Consider the following 18,984-nt stretch of genomic DNA (forward strand, 5'->3'; position numbering starts at 1 on the left):
CCTCGGCTCCTGCCGCATCCCGCCACGAACAGCACGACAGCCCAGCGGCCAGCCGGCCCACGAGCAGCTCCTCCCAGGCGGCAATGGTGGCCTTCGCAGGCGGCGGCGTCCTACTCGCGGGCGTCTCACTGGCCGCGCTTCTCCGCCATCGGCGGCGCCAGTTCCGGTGGCGGCATCCCGGCCGGACCGTCAGCCGGACACCGCCGGAGCTGCAGCGCGTCGAACATGCGCTGCTGTCCACCGGCACGGCCGGGATGGCCGACGTGACTTGGCTGAACGAGGCGCTGCGCAGCCTTGTCCACTCTCTCGCCGTTACCGACACCGGCCGCCTGCCCGATGTCGTCGCGGTCCGGATGACCGCCGACACATTGGAGCTGGTGCTTACCGGCGCGCGGCCCGACACACCCCAACCTTGGACGGTCGATGAGACCGGCACCCGCTGGTCAATCCACCGCGACGATGACCTGGGCTATGACCCGGCCGGGCAGGCCTACCACTTCGCGCCGTTCCCGACTCTCGCCTCGGTCGGTTACACCGCGGCGGGAGAGCACTGGCTGCTCGACCTTGAGCGGATCGGCGCGATGTCGCTGTCCGGGAACCCGGAAAGGTGCCTGAACCTGGCCCGGTTCCTCGCAGCCGAGCTCGCGCACAACGCCTGGTCGGAGATGCTGCAGGTAACCCTCGCCGGCTTCGGCGAGGAAATGGCAGACATGAACCCCGAGCGGCTGACCCACACCGAGGACGTCGACAAGGCGATCGCCTCGCTGAACGGCGAGCTTGCCTCCACCACCGACGCGCTGCGCCAGGCAGGCGTCGACGTCCTGGACGGGCGGCTGCGCAACATCGCCGGCGACGCCTGGGCGCCGCACATTCTCCTCATCGCTCCCAGCGCGGGCGAGGACACCGAAGGGCTCGACCAGCTACTCACCACCATGCGGGCGCACTCGTCGCGGACCGCTACGGCACTGGTCTTGATCAACGATCCTCACCACGCCTATGCAACGCGGTGGCAGCTGAGAATCGACGGACACGGAACGCTCCACATCCCTGCGCTCGACATCGAGCTGGTTGCTCATCAGATCCCGACCGACGAAGCAGCGCAGCTCGCGCAGATGCTCGCCCTCGCCGCCACCACCGAAGACCACCCCGTCCCCGACGCCGCGGGTGGCAAGCCGTGGGATGAGTACTCCGACGCCGCCGGAAACCTCCGCCACCCGCAGGCCGCATCCGCAGCGACCCCACGCCCCGCTCCATTGCCCGACACCAGCCGCGGCACCGAACATAGGAGTGGCGACATCGCCGCAGCGCACGCCGCTGAGGACCGAGCCGGTTCGGCGCTGTCGGTCACCAATTCAGTGCTTCCGCTGTCACGGGCGACCTACCTCGACCAGACCGCCACCACCCAGGCGGACCTGAACGCGCTCGCCCCGCATGTCGACCGAGCCACCCGGGCGCAGCTCGAAAGCATCGATCCTGAGCTGGATCGTGACCTGGCCGCCTGGCACGACCCGGCCTGCACCCAACCGAAGGTGCGGCTGCTCGGACCCGCCAGCGTCACTGCGCAAGGATCCCTGCCGCAGCGCAACCCCCGGCTGCTGTGGAACACCGAAATCGTCGCCTACCTCGCCACCCGGCCCGGCGGAGTGTCAGTCGAGACCTACGGCACCGCCCTCTGGCCCGACGACCCCAACATCGCCAGCAAAACCAAGGCCCGGCAGTCGATCTCCATCGTGCGCCAATGGCTCGGCATCAGCCAGCGAACCGGACGCGAGCACCTCCCGAAAGGCATCGGCGCAGGGCTTGCCAACCCGTACCACCTCGAGGACGTCCTCGTCGACGCCGAACTGTTCCGCCGGCTGCGGCTCCGCGGCACCGCCCGCGGAACAGACGGCATACCCGACCTACGGGCCGCGCTTCACCTCGTGGCTGGCGTGCCGTTCTCCGACCGCCGCCCGGAAGGCTACCGGTGGCTCGCCGACAACGCCCTCGACCATATCTACGCCGGCATGATCGTCGACGTCGCACACATCGTCGCCACCCACCACCTCGCGGCCGGCGAACCAGAGCTCGCGGCCAGCGTCGCCCACATCGCGCTGAAAGCAGGCAGCAGCGAAGACGTACCGCTGCTAGACCTCGTCGCCGCCTGCGACGCCCAAGGCAACCGCGCCGAAGCCGACGCCTACATCAAACGCATCCTGGCCAACCACGACGCCGAAGTCGAAGAAGACCTGCCACCTCGCACCGCCGAAATCCTGCACCGCCGGCAATGGCTGAGATAGAGGCCGTCCTTGCCCGACGTCACCACCGATGAAGGTAGTGACGGCGTCCTCCGGCGGAGCCGTGGGCAAATTTGCGCCAGTAACTGTGTAGCGAAATCCGCTTCAGGCCGCTTAAGTAAATCCTGATGGAGGGCCTCGAACAGGCACGGGCATTGTGCCAATTAACCTGCTATACCGCTGAATAGGGCTCCCAGTTCGTTCATCGCACCATTCGCGCCGTTGTTATGCGCGGCTGCGGTAAGGGGTTTGCGAGTTCTCGGGCCGCGCTCTTTCGAAGTGCCGACAGGACTGCGATCACGATCACGCTCGAAGACAGCTATGGCCTGCCGGAAGCCTACTTAAGCCCGAGCGTTTTGATGATCCGCGAGGCGACGGCGTCATGGCCCGGCTTGGTGAGGTGTGGGAAATCGTTCGACCAGAAATTCAAGATGAATGTCCAATGCTGCCTAAGCCAGTCTCCGCTCTTGTCCACGAAGAGCGTCGTCGTATCGCAGGAGGGAGTCGTTACGCACCTGTGAGCGGGCTTGAGCTCCCGCTGGAATGTCAACCCCCCAGCGCCATAGTACGACGCGAATACATTTACCTGCGGGGCGAGAACCCATGCGTCGGCGTGTCCGTCATAGTCGGTACAGAAATCATGAGCAGAGAAGTCCAGCGTAATCATAGTCACGCCGTATGGCATCGCTGTCGTATTAAGCGTGGAGTTCAGTTTCCCGACAATCGCGTACGTTCTATCTGCGACGGAGTTCTGGTAGTCGAACGCGCGGTTATCCAGATCGCGCACCGCCCAGACCGCCTCCCTGGCGCCCTTGTCCTTGTAGATCTTGGCCAGGGCAAGCGGTGGCATTGCCGTGCACACGTCCTTGGTGTCGGTCACATGGCCAGGCATAGGGGAGAAGTAACGGGTGACCGCGATGGGCACATTCGAGCCGTAGAGATCACGGATCTTCGCTAGCGCCATGCCGAGGTTCAGCTTGAGCGCCTGGAGGTGGTCGGCGAACGGTTTGCCGGTGCAGGGGGAGCTTGAAGCAAAACCGAGCACCTGCTGGATGCAGTCACCGAAACGGATGTCATTCGCACCCACGGTGACAGTCACAAGATTCGGCGTGAGGTTCATCGCAGCTGCCACTGGTATCTCGTCCGTGATGACGGACTTGGTGCATTCACTCGGCGTCCCCCATACACCACCCTTGCCGCTGGTGGCTGCGCAGGCGCCGCTGATCGCAAAGTTGTAGGACGACCAGCCAAGCTTCGATGCAAGCCGGGCGCTGTAGGCGTTGTCATTGTTGGGGTATCCGGTATGAGGACCGGAACCCTCTCCGGCGGCGATCGAGTCTCCAAAGGAGACGACGACACCGTGGCCTTGATTGCTAGGGACCCCCGGCGCGTCGGTGCACACTCCATCGACGAGGAAGTAGTTGCCCGAGTCGTGGATGAGGAGATGATCAATTTCGGCGGTGGGGCGATCAACGCGCAGTTCGTCCATCTCGCCGTTTCCAGTACCCGCGGTGCTCGGCCCCGCTGTTTCGAGCAGTGTTCCGTCGGCAGCGTACGCCTCTAGGACGACGGATGTGGTAGCCGAAACCAAAACGCTGAAATGCGCAGCTGCACCTTCGATGAGATCGATCCGGCCAGCGCCCTGGGCCGTGCCCAACCACGCCCAATGCGTGCCCTGGCTGGTGTAAGCACCGTTGGGATACTTGCCGTTGTATGCGCCTGTGGCGAAGTCCCCGACCTGCCAGGTATATCCGCCCGTGGTCGTGAACTGCACGCCGGTAAACGTCGTTGAGGAGAGATTCGTTCCGTCTGGGAACTGTTCAAAGTCGATGTAGCCGCGTTGCGAACATGAGTACTGGTCAGGGTCCTGGACGATCGTATTGGCGGTTGAAGCCCCTGCGGTCTCACCGCCCACCATCAGCAATAGCGGCACGACGAGAAGCGCGGCTGCGGCGAGAAGTGACGTCTTTCGGGCGTGCGGCAGCACGCGGGTGTACTTGGCCATAATGTCCCCCGTGGCTCGCGGATCCGGTCCGCGAAGCTAGAAGGGACAATTCTCGGTGAGGGGTCCCCTTGTCAAGTCTTGGTGAGGGGTCCCTTGTCAAGCATGTCCGCTGATTCCGGTCGCGCTTAGTCCCGTGAACCGCCGAGGTTGGGTAGGTAAGTGACGCTGATACGCGAGGCCAGGTGCGGAGCCTGGAGCGTGGCCGAGTGACGAGTGGGTCTGCTCGAACTGCCAACCACAGCCGCGTCATTGCAGCCAGCGTCGTAGGTGCCGGTCTTTAGGTTGCGCACATGGCGTGCCGGAGCAAACCCAGACCCAACCGTCGTCGCAACACCGACCTGTCCTATCGAGAGTAGATGCTGGTTGAGGGCTTCGGCGGGTGTCTTGCAGTCCAGTGTCCTTCGTGGCCTCCGTTAAGGGCGGCGGCGACTGCTTACGACCCCACCGGCGGTCCAGCGCGAGAGGTCGGTGCCCTTGGGTGCCTCTGTGGTTGTAAAGCGGCCGGCGAGGGGCCCTAAGAGTCGTGTCTGGCGGGCCCGGGAAATGACTTATCCCAAGAGCTGGTCGCGTGCCGAAGGTTAGTGGCAGCTCGGCGCGGGTGGATCACCAACGGGGCGGGTGTGATGGGCGGCGGGGTTGAAGCCCTCAGGCATGGCCGCGCCAGTGATGTCCGCCCCGGACAGGTCCGCGCCGGCCAGGACGGCGTCACGCAGATGAGCTCCGCGCAGGCACGCGCCCGCGAGTTTCGCACCGGAGAGGTCGGCGTCATCCAAGCCAGCACCCGCCAGGTCGGCTCCGGCCAACCCTGTGCCGCGAAGAGTCGCGGAGGCCAGGTCACGACCGCGCAGGTCAGCACCGTCGAGGCGGGCGCCTGACAGGTCCGCCCCGGCACGGCTTTTCGCGGCGGCGGTCGGCCGGGGCGATGGTGACGGCGTCGATGGTGGCGTTCGAGTGGCGGTTCCGTCTGCAGTCGGTGTGCTGGCGCTTGCCGTTTTGCTAGCGGCCGGTTCGGAATGGTGTCCCCTGTTGGTGGCCAGGTGTCGGTTCACCGAGGGCATGGCGAGGACGGTGAGGGCAGCAGCGGCAGCGACTACTGCGATGGCTACGCTGCCGCTGCGGGCGAGGCCGGTCAACGTGATTGCGGCGGCCGCAATTACGGTGAGTGCGACGGCGAGGACCGCCATCCGTAGCACGGCGGCGGTCCCGCCGAACTGGCTCGCCACGGCCAACGCAGCGATGCCGGTCACGGGGACGGCAAGCCACAGGTTGGATCTCATCGCGCGCTGTCCGGCGCCGGCGGTTGACGATGCCGCATCAGCACCGGGGCTCATGCCGGTCATGGTCGCAGCTGACCCCGGCCGGAACTTCCTCTGCGTCGGCGTGTCGACGGAACTCAATTTGAGGTTTAGGCTTCACGGTAACTTGAGGGGGGCCGACTATGGCTGCGACGAGCGAACCGCTCCCGCTCACGCATTGGTCTGGCCATGCCGCCGGTGGTGGGGAATGAGTAGGCCGCCGCAGCGACCTCCCGGTCCCGAACCGGCTAAGCCGATCGGCGGTGGGCCGCGGGTCGTGTACTGCCCCAAGTGCAATTCGAACGTTCTGCTGCTCAGTACCGGTAAATGCCCTGACGGGCACAAACTAGCCTGAACACGTCATGGCCGACTCGCCGTTCGACGCGCTCGCTAGCCCGGCGCAAACGATTGGCCGGTACTTCTCGATTCTCAGCGTCATCCCGTCAGCGCTGCTAGTGACGTTCGTCCTCGTGCTGCACAACTCCCAGGCATGGAGTGGCCATCCCGATTTCGGTCATGGCTTTTCCTCGCTCGGTGACGGCGGGTTCGGCAAGGTCGGGCAGATTGCGCTGGCCAGCCTGCTTGTCGGGCTGGTGCTGCAGCCGCTGCAGTACACGCTGGTCCAGCTCGCCGAGGGCTACTGGGGCACGTCGAAGTTGGCGACCTGGCTGATGCTCCGGCGCATCGAGCACCACCGCCAGGTCCGCAAGACACTGAACACGACCGTGGCCGAGGCCATTCGGATGCTGGAAGCCGCGGGGGAGTCGCCCCTGAACCCCGACCACGAGCCTGTGTCAGAAGGCAACCTAGTGCACCTGGTGCGGTTCGACGAGGCTAATCGGGCGCTCGCGTCCTACCCGCACAGGCCCAACGATGTGCGCCCCACCCGTCTAGGCAACATCCTGCGTCGGTACGAATCCGAGGGCGGCGAGCCGTACGGGCTCGGTGTGCCGACAATTGCGCCGCATGTTGGCCTGATTGCCCCGCGCGACCACACCGATTACGTCGATGACCAACGCACCCAAATGGATCTGGCGGTGCGCCTTGTGGTCATCAATCTGCTCGCTAGCCTGCTCGCGGTCGTGTTCCTGTGGCGTGACGGGCTGTGGCTGCTGATTGCAGTCGGACCGTACGCGCTGGCGTACGTGTTTTATCGGGGTGCGGTCACCCTGGCCGCTGACTACGGCACCGCGCTGGCGACCGTGGTCGACTTAAATCGATTCCTGTTGTACGACAGGCTGCACCTGCCCGTGCCAAACAACAGCGTCGAGGAGCGCACGCAGTCGGCGCAGCTGATGACCTTGCTGCGCAGCGACCTGCATCCCGATGAACGCACGATTGTCGACTTGACATTCTCCACCGCCGCCCCCGCCAAACGGCGCCGGCGCAGATTCCGCGTCACCGGACCACCCGACCGGGCCTGAGCGCGTCGTTCAAGGCCGTGTCACCCCGCGGGTGCGGCGGTGCGGCGCAGTAGGGACGCCCTTGGGTCGTGACTCGCTGCACGTTAACCCCTTGGTCAGCCGGGCCATCCTCTGAGGTTAACCCTCGCCTGTACCGAGTGGAGGAAAGTCGCTGTCTCACTGCGGGCTCGTGGCCATTGCAACGGTTGAACGATCTGTCATCCCCGAATTGGGGTGACAGATCGTTGACCCGCTTTGCGGAGCGTCATCGGTATCAGCAACCGATGACGGAGGACCGCAGGGATGTTTCACGATCACAGCATTGCCGGGAGTTGGCAGGCACTGGTTGAGCGGATCGAGTCCACGGATGCGCTCGAGTGGTGGGCCGTGGACGACGATCGGCTTGCCGGTCTGCACGTCGTTGCGGATGACTTGCTGCCCCTGCTCGCGGTGGGTGCCGACGCGGCTCGCGCTGACGATATTTTGAGCGCCCTGGTACGCCAGGCCGCGGTTGACGGCGGCGCCGACGACGATGCCTTGTTGCTGACCCTGCACCTGCTCAGCGACTGGGTCTGCCCCATGGCTGTCCAGTTGCGTGATCTCGCGCCTGGAATGGTCGGTGTGATCGTCAGCGAGCTGACGTGCCAGATCCGGAACTACCGGTGGCGGCAGCGGACGCGTGCGGTCGCGGCGGGTCTGCGCTGGGACACCCGCCGCGCCGTGCTCGCGCAGTTCCGGCCCTCCACGTCGCGGCATCGGTACCGGGCTGAGCGCCTCCTGGATCCGATGAGTCCACGGTGGCAGGCCACCCCGCTCGGGCGGCCGGTCACCGTGGCCCACGACGAGGACATTGACCTGGCCGACCTGCTGTGGTGGGCCGCCGCCCGCTGCGGGGTCGACGCGAACGACATCGCTCTGTTGGTCCGGACCGAGCAGGCCCGCGCCGACGGTGCCCTTAGTAGGCCTGACGATCTGGTAGCCGCTGAGTTCGGATTGCCCCGACGGACGTTCTTCAGGCACCGTGCGCGAGCCCTGGACGCGGTACGCGCGGCCAGCCGCGACTACCTGAGGGCCGTCGCATGAGGCAGCGGGAGTCCGCCGACTCGGCGTCCCGCTTAGGGACGGTCCGCGTGTCGGGCGATGCGTCGGCATGACCCTGTGCCGAGTTCAAGCACCTGATCAGCGCGTCAAGGACAACCGCAACGAGGCCGCTCCTGGCAACCGGCTGCTGTCGGTAGCTGAAGTACAGCAGGCGTTGCGCGCGCTGCGGGCTCGGGAACCATCCGAGGCGGCGCCGCCGTTGGTGCCTACCGAGCTGTTCATCGGTGCCGGGCAAGGCGGCTGGCCTGCGGATGCGTCCTTGGTGCAGCCGATCGACGGGCTGGGGCGATGGGTGAGTGTGGTCGCGGCTCACGCGGGAGCGGGTGCGTCCACCGTCGCGCTGGCGATCGCGGACGCGGCCGCCGCGGTGGGAAGGGACGCGCACCTCGTCGAAACGGCTTATCCGGCCCGGTCCGGGTTGGTCACCGCTGCCCATGCTGAACTCGGCCTCGACCCTGATGGGGCATGGCGGCGCGGAAGCCGCGGCCGGGTCACCATCCACCGGCGGGCGGACAGTGACATCCCGACCGGCTGGCCTGCACTCCTGGGCTCGCAGGACGGACTAGTCGTCGTTGACCTCGGCCTACCGACACCCGACAGCCTCACCCGGTTCGCCGCGAGCGGCTGCCGCACGGTGGTCGTGTGCCGCCCGACCGTGCCCGGAGTGCGACTGGCCGAGCAGCTCCTCAACGCGGTCACCGGGCCGGTGATCATCGCCTCCTTAGGCGGTGGCAGATGGCCGGGTGAGGTCAACGCCAGCCTCGGTCCGTGGCTGCGTGAACTGCACGCGGAGAACGCCGTCGTGACCGTGCCCACGGATCGGCGGCTCGAGGTCACCGGCCTCACCAGCTCCCCATTGCCGAAGCCGGTCGCTGCCGCTGGCCGGTCGCTGCTGGCACTGATCGACGCCGCCCACTCGGACACGACCGCGTCGACGCAGTCGGCGCCCCGAAGGAAAGGAACCGAGTGAAGACGACTGCGATGAATACCGCGCTGGTGTTGAAGCTCGCGACGGCGATGGCCGCAACGCCGGATCCTTCGTCTACATCCACCGGCGGGGATGGTGTGTGCCCGCAGGCGCCACCAGGAATGCAGACCTGGGCTGACCAGATCCTGGCGTGGGTCAAGTGGGGCGTGCTGGCCGTTCTGGCCATCTCATTCTTCCTCTCGGTCGGGATGCTGATCTGGGGCCGCGTGACGCACCACCCCAAGGGTGCCCGGCTCGGCTTCGACGGGCTGATGATCTGCCTGGTTGGCGCGATCATCTACGTCGTCGGCTACGTGATCATCACCAGCATCACCGGAAGCGGCTGCTGATGCTCAGCCGCCGAGGCGCCAACTACCGGCCGAGCCCGGAGTGGTCGCGCCAGAAGATGCTCGCCCTTCTGATCGGAGCCGGGGTGACTGCGGGGCTCCTGCTTATCGGAATCGTGCTGGCCGTGGTCTACGCCGTTCACCCTGCCCGGCACACGGCCGAACAAAGCCCAATCAGCAGCACCAGCACGACGGGCGGCGGCGGTACCAGCACGTCGCTGCAGTCCGGTGCCGCCCTTGACCCGTGGGACGTGCTGGCCGACAAGCCGATGCTCAGCGTCGACGAGGAGGCATCCCACCCCGGACCGGTGTCGGCTAACGATCCCGGCACGCCCATCACCCTGCCGGCTCCGACGAGCACCGGTCCGGCGCGGGTTCCGACCGGCTTCCCGCGCACCCCGCAGGGGGCCATGGCTCAGCTGGCCGCGATCGACCAGACCGCGCTGGAGTCGGGCACCCTCGCTGGCGCCCGCGAAGTCATTCGCGCTTGGGCTCTGCCCGGCGGCCCTACTACCAGCAGCTGGTCGGGTGTGCGGGCGATGGCTGAGTTCTTCGACGCGGCCGGGCTGTCCGGCGGCGGCAACGACCGGCTCGCGATCGTGGCCCATCCGCTGATGGGTCAGATCAAGGGAAGTGTCGGGCTGGACTTCGTGCTTCCCTGCGTCGACTTCGAGGTCGACGTGACCTTGCAGCAGACCTCACGGGGAGCCGTGGCCGACTGCCAGCGGATGGTCTGGACCGGCAGCCGTTGGATGATCGGCCCCGGCTCCGAACCCGCGCCTGCGCCGTCCGTCTGGCCGGACACTGACACCGCGATCGCCGTCGGTTACCGGGATCTGCGACAGGTCACGAGCCGATGACCGGCGTCGCCGTGCTCGCCTCGGGCTGCGCCCGACTGCCGTGCCGTGGGCAGACGGTCGAGGCATTCGGTGTCGGTGACGCCAACCCGCTGAAGTGGCTGGGCAGCGCCGCCTCGGCTGCCGTCGGCGACGTGTGGCTGACCTCGATGACCGGGCTGTGGTCGGCCGCGCTCTGGTTGCTCAAACTTTCCTTTCAGGTCATCGACGCGTTCGCCACACCCGATCTGTCGGCGACCGGGCCGATCGGGTCGGTGCTGCCGACGACGCTGTGGTTCGGCGCCACCCTCGCGGTGATCATGATGTTCGTCCAGCTGACGGTGGCGCTGGTCCGCCGCGACGGGCAGTCCATGGGACGGGTGCTGATCGGCATTGCGCAGTTCGGGGTCGTGTGGGTGGGCTATCTCGGCCTTGCGGCTGGATTCGTCGCGGCGGCGGCCGGACTTCAGCACGCAATCTTGGCGCAGATGCTGCACGCGCAGGACCTGTCCCATGTTGATCTGAGCGAGTCGTTCCCGGACAAGGTCGGCGACATCACGCTGGCCACCGTGCTCGGCGTGCTCGGGTTGCTCATCGTCATCCCGGCCGCGTTCTTCTACCTGCTGATCATGTTCGTCCGGGAGGCTGCGCTGCTCATCCTGGTAGGCACCGCGCCGATCTCAGCTGGCGGCCTGGTGTCCGAGACCGGCAAGGTGTGGTTCTGGAAGACGCTGCGCTGGTTCTTCTCCTGCTTGCTGATCTCGCCGATGGCCGCGCTGCTGCTCGGCGTCGGAGTGAAGCTGTCGACCGGCGTCATCGACCCGCCCAAGCCGGCGATGTGCGGCGGCACGTTGTGCGAGCCGCTGGGCAACGCCCAGCAGATCAGCGACTTCGCCAACGCCACCAACACCGCGCACGCCGGGATGGCGGTCATCGGCTGCATCGTGATCGCGGTCGGCGCCTGCTGCCCGATGATCTTGTTCCGGCTGCTCGCCTTCGTCGAACCCGGCACCGCCTCGGGTGCCGCGCTGCGGCAGTCGTGGTCGGACGCTGGCGGCATGTCGGGGATCATCAGCGGCGGCGCCCGGTCCACGGGCAGCTCCGCCGCGACCCGGAGCAGCGGCGATGGCCGCTCCGGCGGTGAGTCCGGAGCCGAGTCCCAGACGCAGTCGCGGCTGTCCAGCGCGCTGGGCGCGTTCGGCACCGGCCTGCAGGTCGCCACCTCCGTGGCGCACAGGGCGGCCGACCTCGGCTCGGACATCCTGGGCCAGGCCGGCGTCGGCTCACCCGGCTACAGCATGACTCCGACCGACGAGCGCAGCACTCGCAATTCCGGCTCCGGCCGCCGGGGGTTCTCCAACGGCGGGTCGTCTGACTCGAGCGGCGGGACTGGCGAAACGGGGGGCGGGTCGGCGCCTGAGCCTCCCACGCCTCCCGTGCCGGGCGGCGGCCTTCCCGGTGAACCTGGTGGAGCGGGTGGTGCCGGAGCCGGTGGTGCGGGTGCGGCGGGCGGCTCTGAGGCAGCCGTCGCGGTGATCGCGCTATGAACCGCCAATCCGATACCGAAGCTGGACCTATCCGCTACGGCGGCTGGTCGAAGGACAAGCAGGGCTGGTTCCTCGGCCTCGGCGGCGGTGCCTGGATCACGATCCTGCTCGGCGGGCTGCCGCTGCTCACCGCCGCGGGAACGCACCAGTGGCTGTTGGCGCTGGGTTGGTTGCCAGCGTGGGCGGTGCTGATCGTGCTCGTCGCGGTCCCCGTCCGGGGCCGCTCAGCGTTGCGCTGGGCGGCCGATTCCCTTCTTCGCTGCGTAGGAGTTGTTCTAGGTTGGGCTGATTGGCAGTCCAAGGCTGCCGCGGGCACCATCGAGAACTTCGACGAGGCGGACCTGCCCGGGGTGCTGTCGGGCATCCGCACCCACGACGGCCCGCCGTTCGGTCCGCTGCTGGCCCGCCCGGCGATCGTGGCCGACAACCGGGAGCGCACCTGGGCGGTCGTCGCCCGCATCACCCATCCTGGCATCGGCCTGTCTGAGGTGCCGGCGCGGACCCGGATGGGCAATGGTCTGTCCGAGCTGCTGGAGGGCGCCGCGACAGCGGAGCTGGTGTCGGTGATCGCGTTGCAGATCCGCACCATCCCCGACGACGGCGCCGAACGCGTCGCGTGGCAGCAGGCCAACCTGCGCAAGGACGCGCCGAACCTGGCCCTGGCGGTCAACGCCGAGCTCGCGCAGGTGATGACCCAGGCCGGGGTTCGACACGAGGCGTTCGTGACGATCGTTGCGCCGGACGCCCGGATCGCTAAGCAGGCCAAGGAAGCCGGCGGTGGCATCGACGGCCGGGCTCGGATCCTGTACGGGGTGATGGGCGAGGTGCAGGCCCAGCTGATGGGGCCGGTCGGCTGCGCCAGCGTGACCTGGCTGGACTCGCCCGCGCTAGCGGCGGCGATCCGCACCGGGTTCGCGCCGGGCGACCGGGCGGGCTTGACGGCGGCCGACATCGCCGCTCAGAGCGATCCGAACGTCGCGGCGACGTTGCCGATGGCAGCCGCCGGACCGACATCGACCCCAACCCCGGAGCGCCGCCACTACGCCCACGACGCCTGGCACTCGATGACCTGCACGATCCTGCTGCCCGACAAAGGTGCCGTGATGGGCGCCCTCGCGCCGGTCTTCACACCGACCGCGGCGGGCGAGCGGCGCTCGGTCACCGTCTTCTTCGAGCCGATCAGCCACGGCAAGGCCGACCGGATGGTCGGAGCTGAGTCAATGTCAGCGGACCTGTCGGCCGAGTTACGCCGCAAGTCCGGGTTCAAAGTCCGGGCCTCGCACCGCCGCGACGCCGCCAGGGTCGAGGGTCAGGACGTCCGGCTGGCCGACGGCAACGCCCTCGTGCGGGTCGGCATCGCCGCCGCAGTCACGGTGCCCAACACCGTCTCGATCACCGACTACGGGCGACGGTTGGAAGCCAACATCACCGGCTCCGGATTCACGCCGCTCCGCCTGGACCTGGCCCAGGACTCAGGCTTCGCCGCAGCCTGCATTCCACTAGGCATCGGGCTGCCCAAGCGGCGAGGCGTCAAGTGAGCCGCCGCATCGGCGACGGCCACCGCAACGGAAGGGGCATCGCGCAGCTGGTAGCCGACTTCGGTCACGAGCTCCCCCCGCTGGCGCCCGCGCCAGCCCGGGCGAAGGCCGCCGACCCGTTCACCGCGATGGTTGGCAAGCATGGCCGCACCGGTCGCTCCAGCGGCTGGGCGCCGGTGCCGACTCCGTTGCAGGTGTACCGGATGACCTCGGAACAGGTCGGCGGAGTGTGGCCGCTGATCGCCGGCGACGGGCTGCCGCCGACCGGCGCGCAGCTGGGCATCGACTTCCTGTCCGGCGGCGCGTTCCACGTCGACCCGATCGGCTGGACCCTGTCAAGCATCGCCGGCGTGACCAACCCGAACATGATGTTCTTCGGCGCTCCCGGCCGCGGCAAGTCGGGCACTGTGAAGATGTTCTGCCTGCGGATGATGGCCTACTCCTACCGCACCCTGATCCTGGGCGATGTCAAGGACGAGTACGAGCCGTTGTGCCGAGCGCTCGGCGTGCAGCCGCACGCGGTCGGGCACGGCCTGCCCGCCCGCATCAACCCTCTCGATTTCGGGCCGCTGGGCAACGACTGGACCGTCCTGCCGCGGGCCGAGGCGCAACGGCGCGCGGCGATGGTGTTCTCCCGTTGGCTGCTGCTCATTCGGGGCTTGGTCGGCTCACAGCACGTGCCTTTCGGCCCGACCGCTGAGACCGCCGTCGGTCGGGTGATCCGCGACCTCACCGGCTACGCGGCCGGGGCGGACCGGATGGCCGAGATCACCATCCCGCAGCTCTGGGAGGCGCTCAACAATCCGACCGAGCAGCTGATCATCGACTGCCGCTACTCCGACCGGCAGCACTTCCTCGACGAGACCCGCCCGATGCGCGACGCGCTCGGGTCACTGGTCAAGGGTCACCTGGCCGGGCTATTCGACGCGGCCACCACGGTCGACGTCGACTGGCGGGCGCCGATCCAATCGCTGTCGCTGTCCCGGCTGGACCCGCTCGGCGACGAAGCGGTCGGGGTCGCACTGACCTGCCTCAACTCGTGGGGCCGGGCGATGACGCAGGTCGCCGAACCGCGCGACCTGCGCATCATCATCCGCGACGAGTGCTGGAAGCAGATGCGCCTCGGCGTCGACGCGGTCAAGTCCCTCGACGCGGACCTGCGGCTGTCGCGGCACGACGGCTGCATCCAGGCCGTCATCGCGCACAAGCCCTCGGACATGCTCACCGTCGGCGATGCCGGCAGCCAGGCCGTGGCGATCGCCAAAGACCTGATGCACCTGTGCGCCACGAAGGTGCTGTTCGGTCAGGACGACCAGATCGGCGACGAGCTGTCCAACCTGCTCGGCCTCACACCGATGGCCGAGCGGATCGTCACCGACTGGGCCACCGAGGCCAAGGGCCGGGCGCTGTGGCTGATCGGCTCGCATGTCGCGAAGGTGCAAACCGTCCGCACCTCGATCGACGTCGCGCTGACCAACACCAACGACGCGATCACCGCGCCAGGTCAACGGTTAGAGACCACCCCGGCCGGCACCGGGGGTCTTCGGCGGGGTGGCGTGAGTCATGGCTGACCAGACCAATAATGGCGCGAGGCTCGCGATTGGTGTTGCCGCGCTGCCGTTCCTGGCGACGGTCTCGGTGCTGATGGTGATCGCGGCCGGCGGCGCGAATGCATCGTCGACATCCAGCATCTGTGGCGGCGGCGGGACCGCGCAGACGATCGGTAACGTTCAGCTCGACGCCGAGCAGCTGGGCAACGCGCGAACGATCGTGTCCGTCGCCGCAGGGCGGCACCTGCCCTCCTTCGCAGCGGTCGTCGCGGTCGCCACCTCTTACACCGAGATCAAGCTGCGCAACCAGCTCACCCAGACCGACCACGACTCCGAAGGCCTTTTCCAGCAGCGGATCTCGATCTACACCAAACAGGTCGCGGACGACCCGGTGAAGGCGACCAACGCCTTCCTCGACCGCCTTCTCACGGTCCCGAATTGGCAGCACAACACTATCGGCGTCGACGCGCAGACCGTTCAGATCTCGAAGTATCCCGACCGCTACCAGCCCACCGCTCCGCTGGCGCGGCAGATCGTCGGACAGTTCTGGCCAGCCGCTGCGGCCGCTGCCGGGCCGGCACCCAGCGGCATCCCGGCCGCCGGCGCTGGCGGCACCGCAACGGCCACCCCGGCGATTGGCTCCGACCCGGCGATCTGCGCGGGTGGCGGCGGCGCGATCCCTGTTGGGGGCGGAACAGTGGCGGGGGAGATCGTCGGGCCGACCGGCCACAACGTGTCCGGCACAACGACGATTCCGGCCGGTTTCGTGATCAGCGGCTCGGCCAAGGGCCATCTGGCGGTCAGGTACGCCCTGGCGCAGCTCGGCAAGCCCTACCTGTTCGCAGCCGCTGGCCCGAACGCCTTCGACTGCAGCGGGTTGACGATGGCGGCTTGGGCCGCCGCGGGTGTCGCCCTGCCACATCTTGCGGCCGGGCAAGCATCCAGCGGTACGGCCGGGTCCACGAATTTGAGCCAGGCTGTCGGTGGCGACCTGGTCATGATTCCCGGCTCGGACGGCACCGCTGCCAACCCGGGGCACGTCGGCATGGTCGCCGGGTACGTCGACAAGCCCGACGGCCGGCATCTCTATCTCATTCAGGCGCCGATGGCCGGTGTGCCGGTCGAGTTGACGGAGGCCACCGAATGGTCCGGGCAGATCACCGGCGTCCGGCGCATCGGCTGATGGCCGGAGATCAGGAGAAGCTCATGGAGCAAGCGCAATGACCGCGCCGCAGCAGCGACGTCGAGATCCGCAGCCGATCGGTCAGGGCTGGGAGGCCGCGGTGGCTGTCCTGGGCAGCGCGCTGCTGGTGCTCGGGCTCACCGCGCTGTGTGGGCTGGGCGGGGCGTCGGCAATATTCGGGCGGGGCTGGGTGTGGCCGAGTGGGACAGAAGCCATGGGTCACGTCATCGGCGGTTTGTTGACCGGACATCCCGGCCAGGGCTTCGGGAATCACCAAGCGACGCTGGTGGCTGGGCCGGTAGCGGTCTACCTGTGCGTCGCGGTATGCGAGCTGGCGGCCATCGCCGCGTTCATCGCCGGTGCCGTGCTGGTCACCCGCTACCGCCGACCCGGTGACGCGCGCGGTGGCATGGCCACCCGCGGCGAGGCCGAGCAGGCGCTCGGGATCAGCCGGCTACGCGCCGCTCGCGAGATCATCCGCCCCGACCTCTACGGGGCGAACGCATCTAAGGGAAACCGCTGATGAGCTTCGACCCGACCGGCGTCGGTTGGCGGCTCGGCCGGTCCCGGACCCCGAGCGGGGTGGAGCTGTGGTGCCGGTATGACCGGACCACCGGCGTCTACGGCGAGCAGGGCTCGGGCAAGACCCTCGACGTCCTGGCACCGGCGCTGCTCGCGCATCGAGGCGCGGGAATGGCCACCCTGACGAAGGTCGATGACCTGCTACTCACTGCCTCCCGGCGCCAGCAGCCCCTCACCCCGGGCGGGTTGCCGCGCCCGATCGCGGTGCTGGACCCGTTCAGCGCCGCGCTCGGCCTACCGCAACTGGTGTGGGACCCGGTCGCCGGCTGCGTCGACCCCAAGGTCGCTGAGAAGCGCGCGAAGGCGTTCGCCGCCGGAACCGTGACCGGGGCGGTGAGCGGTGGGCGGGGAGACAGCGCGGCCCGGTTCTACGCCGCCGAGACGGCCAAGGTGTTGCAGGGGTTTCTGCACGCCGCCGCATTGACCGGCCGCACGATCGAGCACGTGCTGGAGTGGGTGGCCAACCCGGTCGCGGCCGAGCAACCCGCCGAGCTCCTGCAGCAGCACCCGCATGCCGCGAGGTTCTGGGACGGCCTGCTCTCCGGTGCCCTGCACGGGTCACCCGACACCGTCGGCAACACCGTGACCACCGTCCAGCAGGCGATGTCGCTGTTCTTCCAACCCGAGATCCGAGCCCGCTGCGTGCCCTCCGCTGACCGGCCGGCGACCGACGTCGCCGACCTGATCGCCCGGCAGGGGACGGTGTACCTGCTCGGCCGGGAAGACCCGTACGCCTCGGCCGCACCGCTGATGACCGCGGTCGCCGAGCACGTCCTGGACACCGCCCTCGAAGCGGCGAACAGCTCCCCGCAGGGGCGGCTGACGCCCTGCTTCCTGGCCTGCCTGGACGAGCTGCCCTCCACCACGCCGCTGCCGACGTTACGGGTGCGGATGGCCAACGAGCGCGCGCTCGGGCTGTCCTTTCTCTACGCCAGCCAGACCTGGAAGCAGATGGTCGTGTCCTACGGCGAGGACGAAGCCCGCTCACTGTTCGGGCTCACCAACAACCTGGTCATCTTCGGCGGCGGCAAGGACATCCACTTCTACAAGGAAATCTCGGACCTGCTCGACGACGTCAGGGTCAGCCGCCAAACGATCAGCGATGGGCCCGGCGGCATCGGCACCTCCCGGACCGGTGAGGACGTGCGGGTGCTGCGTCCCGGCGATATCCGCCGCATTCCCGAGCGGCACGCCCTCGTCGTCGCAGGCAACGCCCCGCCCATTCTCGCGAAGCTGCGCCGCTGCCTCGACGGCAAGGACGGCTGGCTGCTCAAGAACGAGCTGGACGCCGCCCGCGAGCTGGTCAGTAGCACCCGAGCCGCGACACCGGAACTCGCCCGGCGAACCGCCGACGCGGTCGCCTACGCACGCGAGCATCGGCTGACACCGTCAGGCGTCGACGAGGACGAGGACCCGGGCGGCAGCACCGACTGTCCTTCACGAGCGGGGTGGTCCCGGTGATCTTGAACCGATTCCCGCAGCCATCCGGGTCCATCCTGAAAGCCCTAGAAATGCTGGCGATGCTGCGTGACGGCGCGGAGATGCAGGCGCTGGAAGACCTGTCTGAGCTCCCACACCCGTGGGAGCCGGCTACCTGCCCGGAGCACCTGCGGGCCGCGGTGTGGCGCTGGTGCGACGCGGTCACGGTGTGGCTCAACACCGACTACGCCTGGCGACCCGCTCACCTCATCCCGCCATGCTGGCCACGCCACCCCCATATCGCCCGCGAATTAGTAGTGCTGGCCTTCCTGCGCTGGGAGGCCGAAGAAGCGACCGGTCCGCATCTGCTCGAGGACTGGCAGCGCTACACCTATCCGATGTTCTGCGAACGGATGGCCAGCCGGCTCGGCGACAGCACCTGCCGCACCGGCAGACACCAGAACTGGCCCGCCGAAAGCCGAGTCACCGCCTACACCCAACCGGCAGCCACCGCGGAGCGGCGGGCCGTCCTCGCCGCCGACAGCGATTCATCCACAGATCCCGCCGGCGTCCTGCCCAGCACCCGCGGCGGCCGCATGCTCACCGCTGATCTCTCACCCGAAGGAACCCGCCGATGACCAGCCACGCCGACAACCTGGCAATCACATCAGCTGCGGCGGCGCTGTTCCGAGCCGCCGCGACCAGCGACACCGAGGTCGACAACGGCGCCCGGCTGCTATGCCTAGCGGCGTTCGAGCACCTCGATCCGCCCAGTCCACCCGCATCAGCGCCGCCGATGGAAAGCGCTGACGCCCAAGCGTTGATCCGGGCCGCGCTCCGGTTGCTCGCGACCCTGCCATCGCAGGAGTTCGACAAGACGGCCATCCTCGACGCCGCCGCAGCCGGCCGGCGCGCCCTGCTCCACCTGGGCTAGC

The 18,984-nt window shown here is 68.2% G+C and carries 17 protein-coding genes and 1 pseudogene; 14 read left to right on the plus strand and 4 right to left on the minus strand.

Annotated elements, in window-relative coordinates; translation table 11 throughout:
• The first annotated feature begins 83 nt into the window (after positions 1–83).
• Positions 84–2,279 (plus strand): AfsR/SARP family transcriptional regulator, encoded by a 2,196-nt coding sequence (locus VF542_RS06625; protein WP_408650909.1) that lies wholly within the window; start codon positions 84–86, stop codon positions 2,277–2,279.
• A gap of 334 nt (positions 2,280–2,613) precedes the next feature.
• Here the strand turns inward: VF542_RS06625 and VF542_RS06630 are convergent, their stop codons facing one another.
• The 3 genes and pseudogenes from VF542_RS06630 to VF542_RS06640 all read right to left on the minus strand — a co-directional run bounded on the left by VF542_RS06630 (position 2,614) and on the right by VF542_RS06640 (position 5,621).
• Complete coding sequence (locus VF542_RS06630; protein WP_408650910.1) at positions 2,614–4,281, minus strand: GDSL-type esterase/lipase family protein; 1,668 nt, start codon at positions 4,279–4,281, stop codon at positions 2,614–2,616.
• A 323-nt stretch (positions 4,282–4,604) separates the two neighbouring features.
• Positions 4,605–4,760: pseudogene (locus VF542_RS06635) on the minus strand (IS30 family transposase); the annotation flags it as partial.
• Positions 4,761–4,859: 99 nt separating this feature from the next.
• Entirely contained in the window at positions 4,860–5,621 is a 762-nt protein-coding gene (locus VF542_RS06640) for a pentapeptide repeat-containing protein (RefSeq protein ID WP_408650911.1), read from the minus strand.
• A gap of 317 nt (positions 5,622–5,938) precedes the next feature.
• Here VF542_RS06640 and VF542_RS06645 point away from each other — a divergent pair, with 317 nt between their 5' ends.
• Positions 5,939–7,000: a hypothetical protein gene (locus VF542_RS06645; protein WP_408650912.1), complete on the plus strand. Its 1,062-nt coding sequence runs from the start codon at positions 5,939–5,941 to the stop codon at positions 6,998–7,000.
• 156 nt (positions 7,001–7,156) lie between these two features.
• On the opposite strand, the gene VF542_RS06650 is transcribed toward VF542_RS06645, so the two are convergent.
• Positions 7,157–7,735 (minus strand): hypothetical protein, encoded by a 579-nt coding sequence (locus tag VF542_RS06650; RefSeq protein WP_408650913.1) that lies wholly within the window; start codon positions 7,733–7,735, stop codon positions 7,157–7,159.
• 30 nt (positions 7,736–7,765) lie between these two features.
• Between VF542_RS06650 and VF542_RS06655 the strand changes: the two genes are divergently transcribed.
• From VF542_RS06655 to VF542_RS06710, 12 genes are all read left to right on the plus strand, one after another.
• Positions 7,766–8,062 (plus strand): hypothetical protein, encoded by a 297-nt coding sequence (locus VF542_RS06655; RefSeq protein WP_408650914.1) that lies wholly within the window; start codon positions 7,766–7,768, stop codon positions 8,060–8,062.
• Positions 8,063–8,129: 67 nt separating this feature from the next.
• Positions 8,130–9,050 carry a hypothetical protein gene (locus VF542_RS06660; RefSeq protein ID WP_408650915.1) on the plus strand — a complete coding sequence of 307 codons (921 nt, stop codon included), beginning with the start codon at positions 8,130–8,132 and terminating at the stop codon, positions 9,048–9,050.
• The gene (locus tag VF542_RS06665) at positions 9,047–9,397 is read left to right on the plus strand and encodes a hypothetical protein (protein ID WP_408650916.1); all 351 of its coding nucleotides are present in this window, start codon (positions 9,047–9,049) and stop codon (positions 9,395–9,397) included. Before VF542_RS06660 ends, VF542_RS06665 begins: the two co-directional genes overlap by 4 nt.
• Positions 9,397–10,254 (plus strand): hypothetical protein, encoded by an 858-nt coding sequence (locus VF542_RS06670; RefSeq protein WP_408650917.1) that lies wholly within the window; start codon positions 9,397–9,399, stop codon positions 10,252–10,254. The genes VF542_RS06665 and VF542_RS06670 overlap by 1 nt, the downstream gene beginning before the upstream one ends.
• Positions 10,251–11,777, plus strand: coding sequence for a hypothetical protein (locus VF542_RS06675; protein ID WP_408650918.1), 1,527 nt, complete (start codon positions 10,251–10,253; stop codon positions 11,775–11,777). The genes VF542_RS06670 and VF542_RS06675 overlap by 4 nt, the downstream gene beginning before the upstream one ends.
• Positions 11,774–13,315, plus strand: a complete 1,542-nt coding sequence (locus tag VF542_RS06680) for an SCO6880 family protein (RefSeq protein WP_408650919.1) — start codon at positions 11,774–11,776, stop codon at positions 13,313–13,315. The genes VF542_RS06675 and VF542_RS06680 overlap by 4 nt, the downstream gene beginning before the upstream one ends.
• On the plus strand, positions 13,312–14,886 hold the full coding sequence (locus tag VF542_RS06685; protein WP_408650920.1) for an ATP-binding protein: 1,575 nt from the start codon (positions 13,312–13,314) through the stop codon (positions 14,884–14,886). Before VF542_RS06680 ends, VF542_RS06685 begins: the two co-directional genes overlap by 4 nt.
• Positions 14,879–16,048 carry a C40 family peptidase gene (locus tag VF542_RS06690; protein WP_408650921.1) on the plus strand — a complete coding sequence of 390 codons (1,170 nt, stop codon included), beginning with the start codon at positions 14,879–14,881 and terminating at the stop codon, positions 16,046–16,048. The genes VF542_RS06685 and VF542_RS06690 overlap by 8 nt, the downstream gene beginning before the upstream one ends.
• 37 nt (positions 16,049–16,085) lie before the next feature.
• Positions 16,086–16,571 carry a conjugal transfer protein gene (locus tag VF542_RS06695; RefSeq protein WP_408650922.1) on the plus strand — a complete coding sequence of 162 codons (486 nt, stop codon included), beginning with the start codon at positions 16,086–16,088 and terminating at the stop codon, positions 16,569–16,571.
• Complete coding sequence (locus VF542_RS06700) at positions 16,571–18,091, plus strand: type IV secretory system conjugative DNA transfer family protein (RefSeq protein WP_408650923.1); 1,521 nt, start codon at positions 16,571–16,573, stop codon at positions 18,089–18,091. The genes VF542_RS06695 and VF542_RS06700 overlap by 1 nt, the downstream gene beginning before the upstream one ends.
• A complete protein-coding gene (locus tag VF542_RS06705; RefSeq protein ID WP_408650924.1) occupies positions 18,088–18,687 on the plus strand; it encodes a hypothetical protein in 600 nt (199 codons plus the stop codon). Before VF542_RS06700 ends, VF542_RS06705 begins: the two co-directional genes overlap by 4 nt.
• Positions 18,684–18,983 (plus strand): hypothetical protein, encoded by a 300-nt coding sequence (locus tag VF542_RS06710; protein ID WP_408650925.1) that lies wholly within the window; start codon positions 18,684–18,686, stop codon positions 18,981–18,983. Before VF542_RS06705 ends, VF542_RS06710 begins: the two co-directional genes overlap by 4 nt.
• The last annotated feature ends 1 nt before the right edge of the window (position 18,984 follow it).

The organism is Jatrophihabitans sp. (assembly GCF_036389215.1).
Taxonomy (GTDB): Bacteria; Actinomycetota; Actinomycetes; order Mycobacteriales; family Jatrophihabitantaceae; genus Jatrophihabitans_A.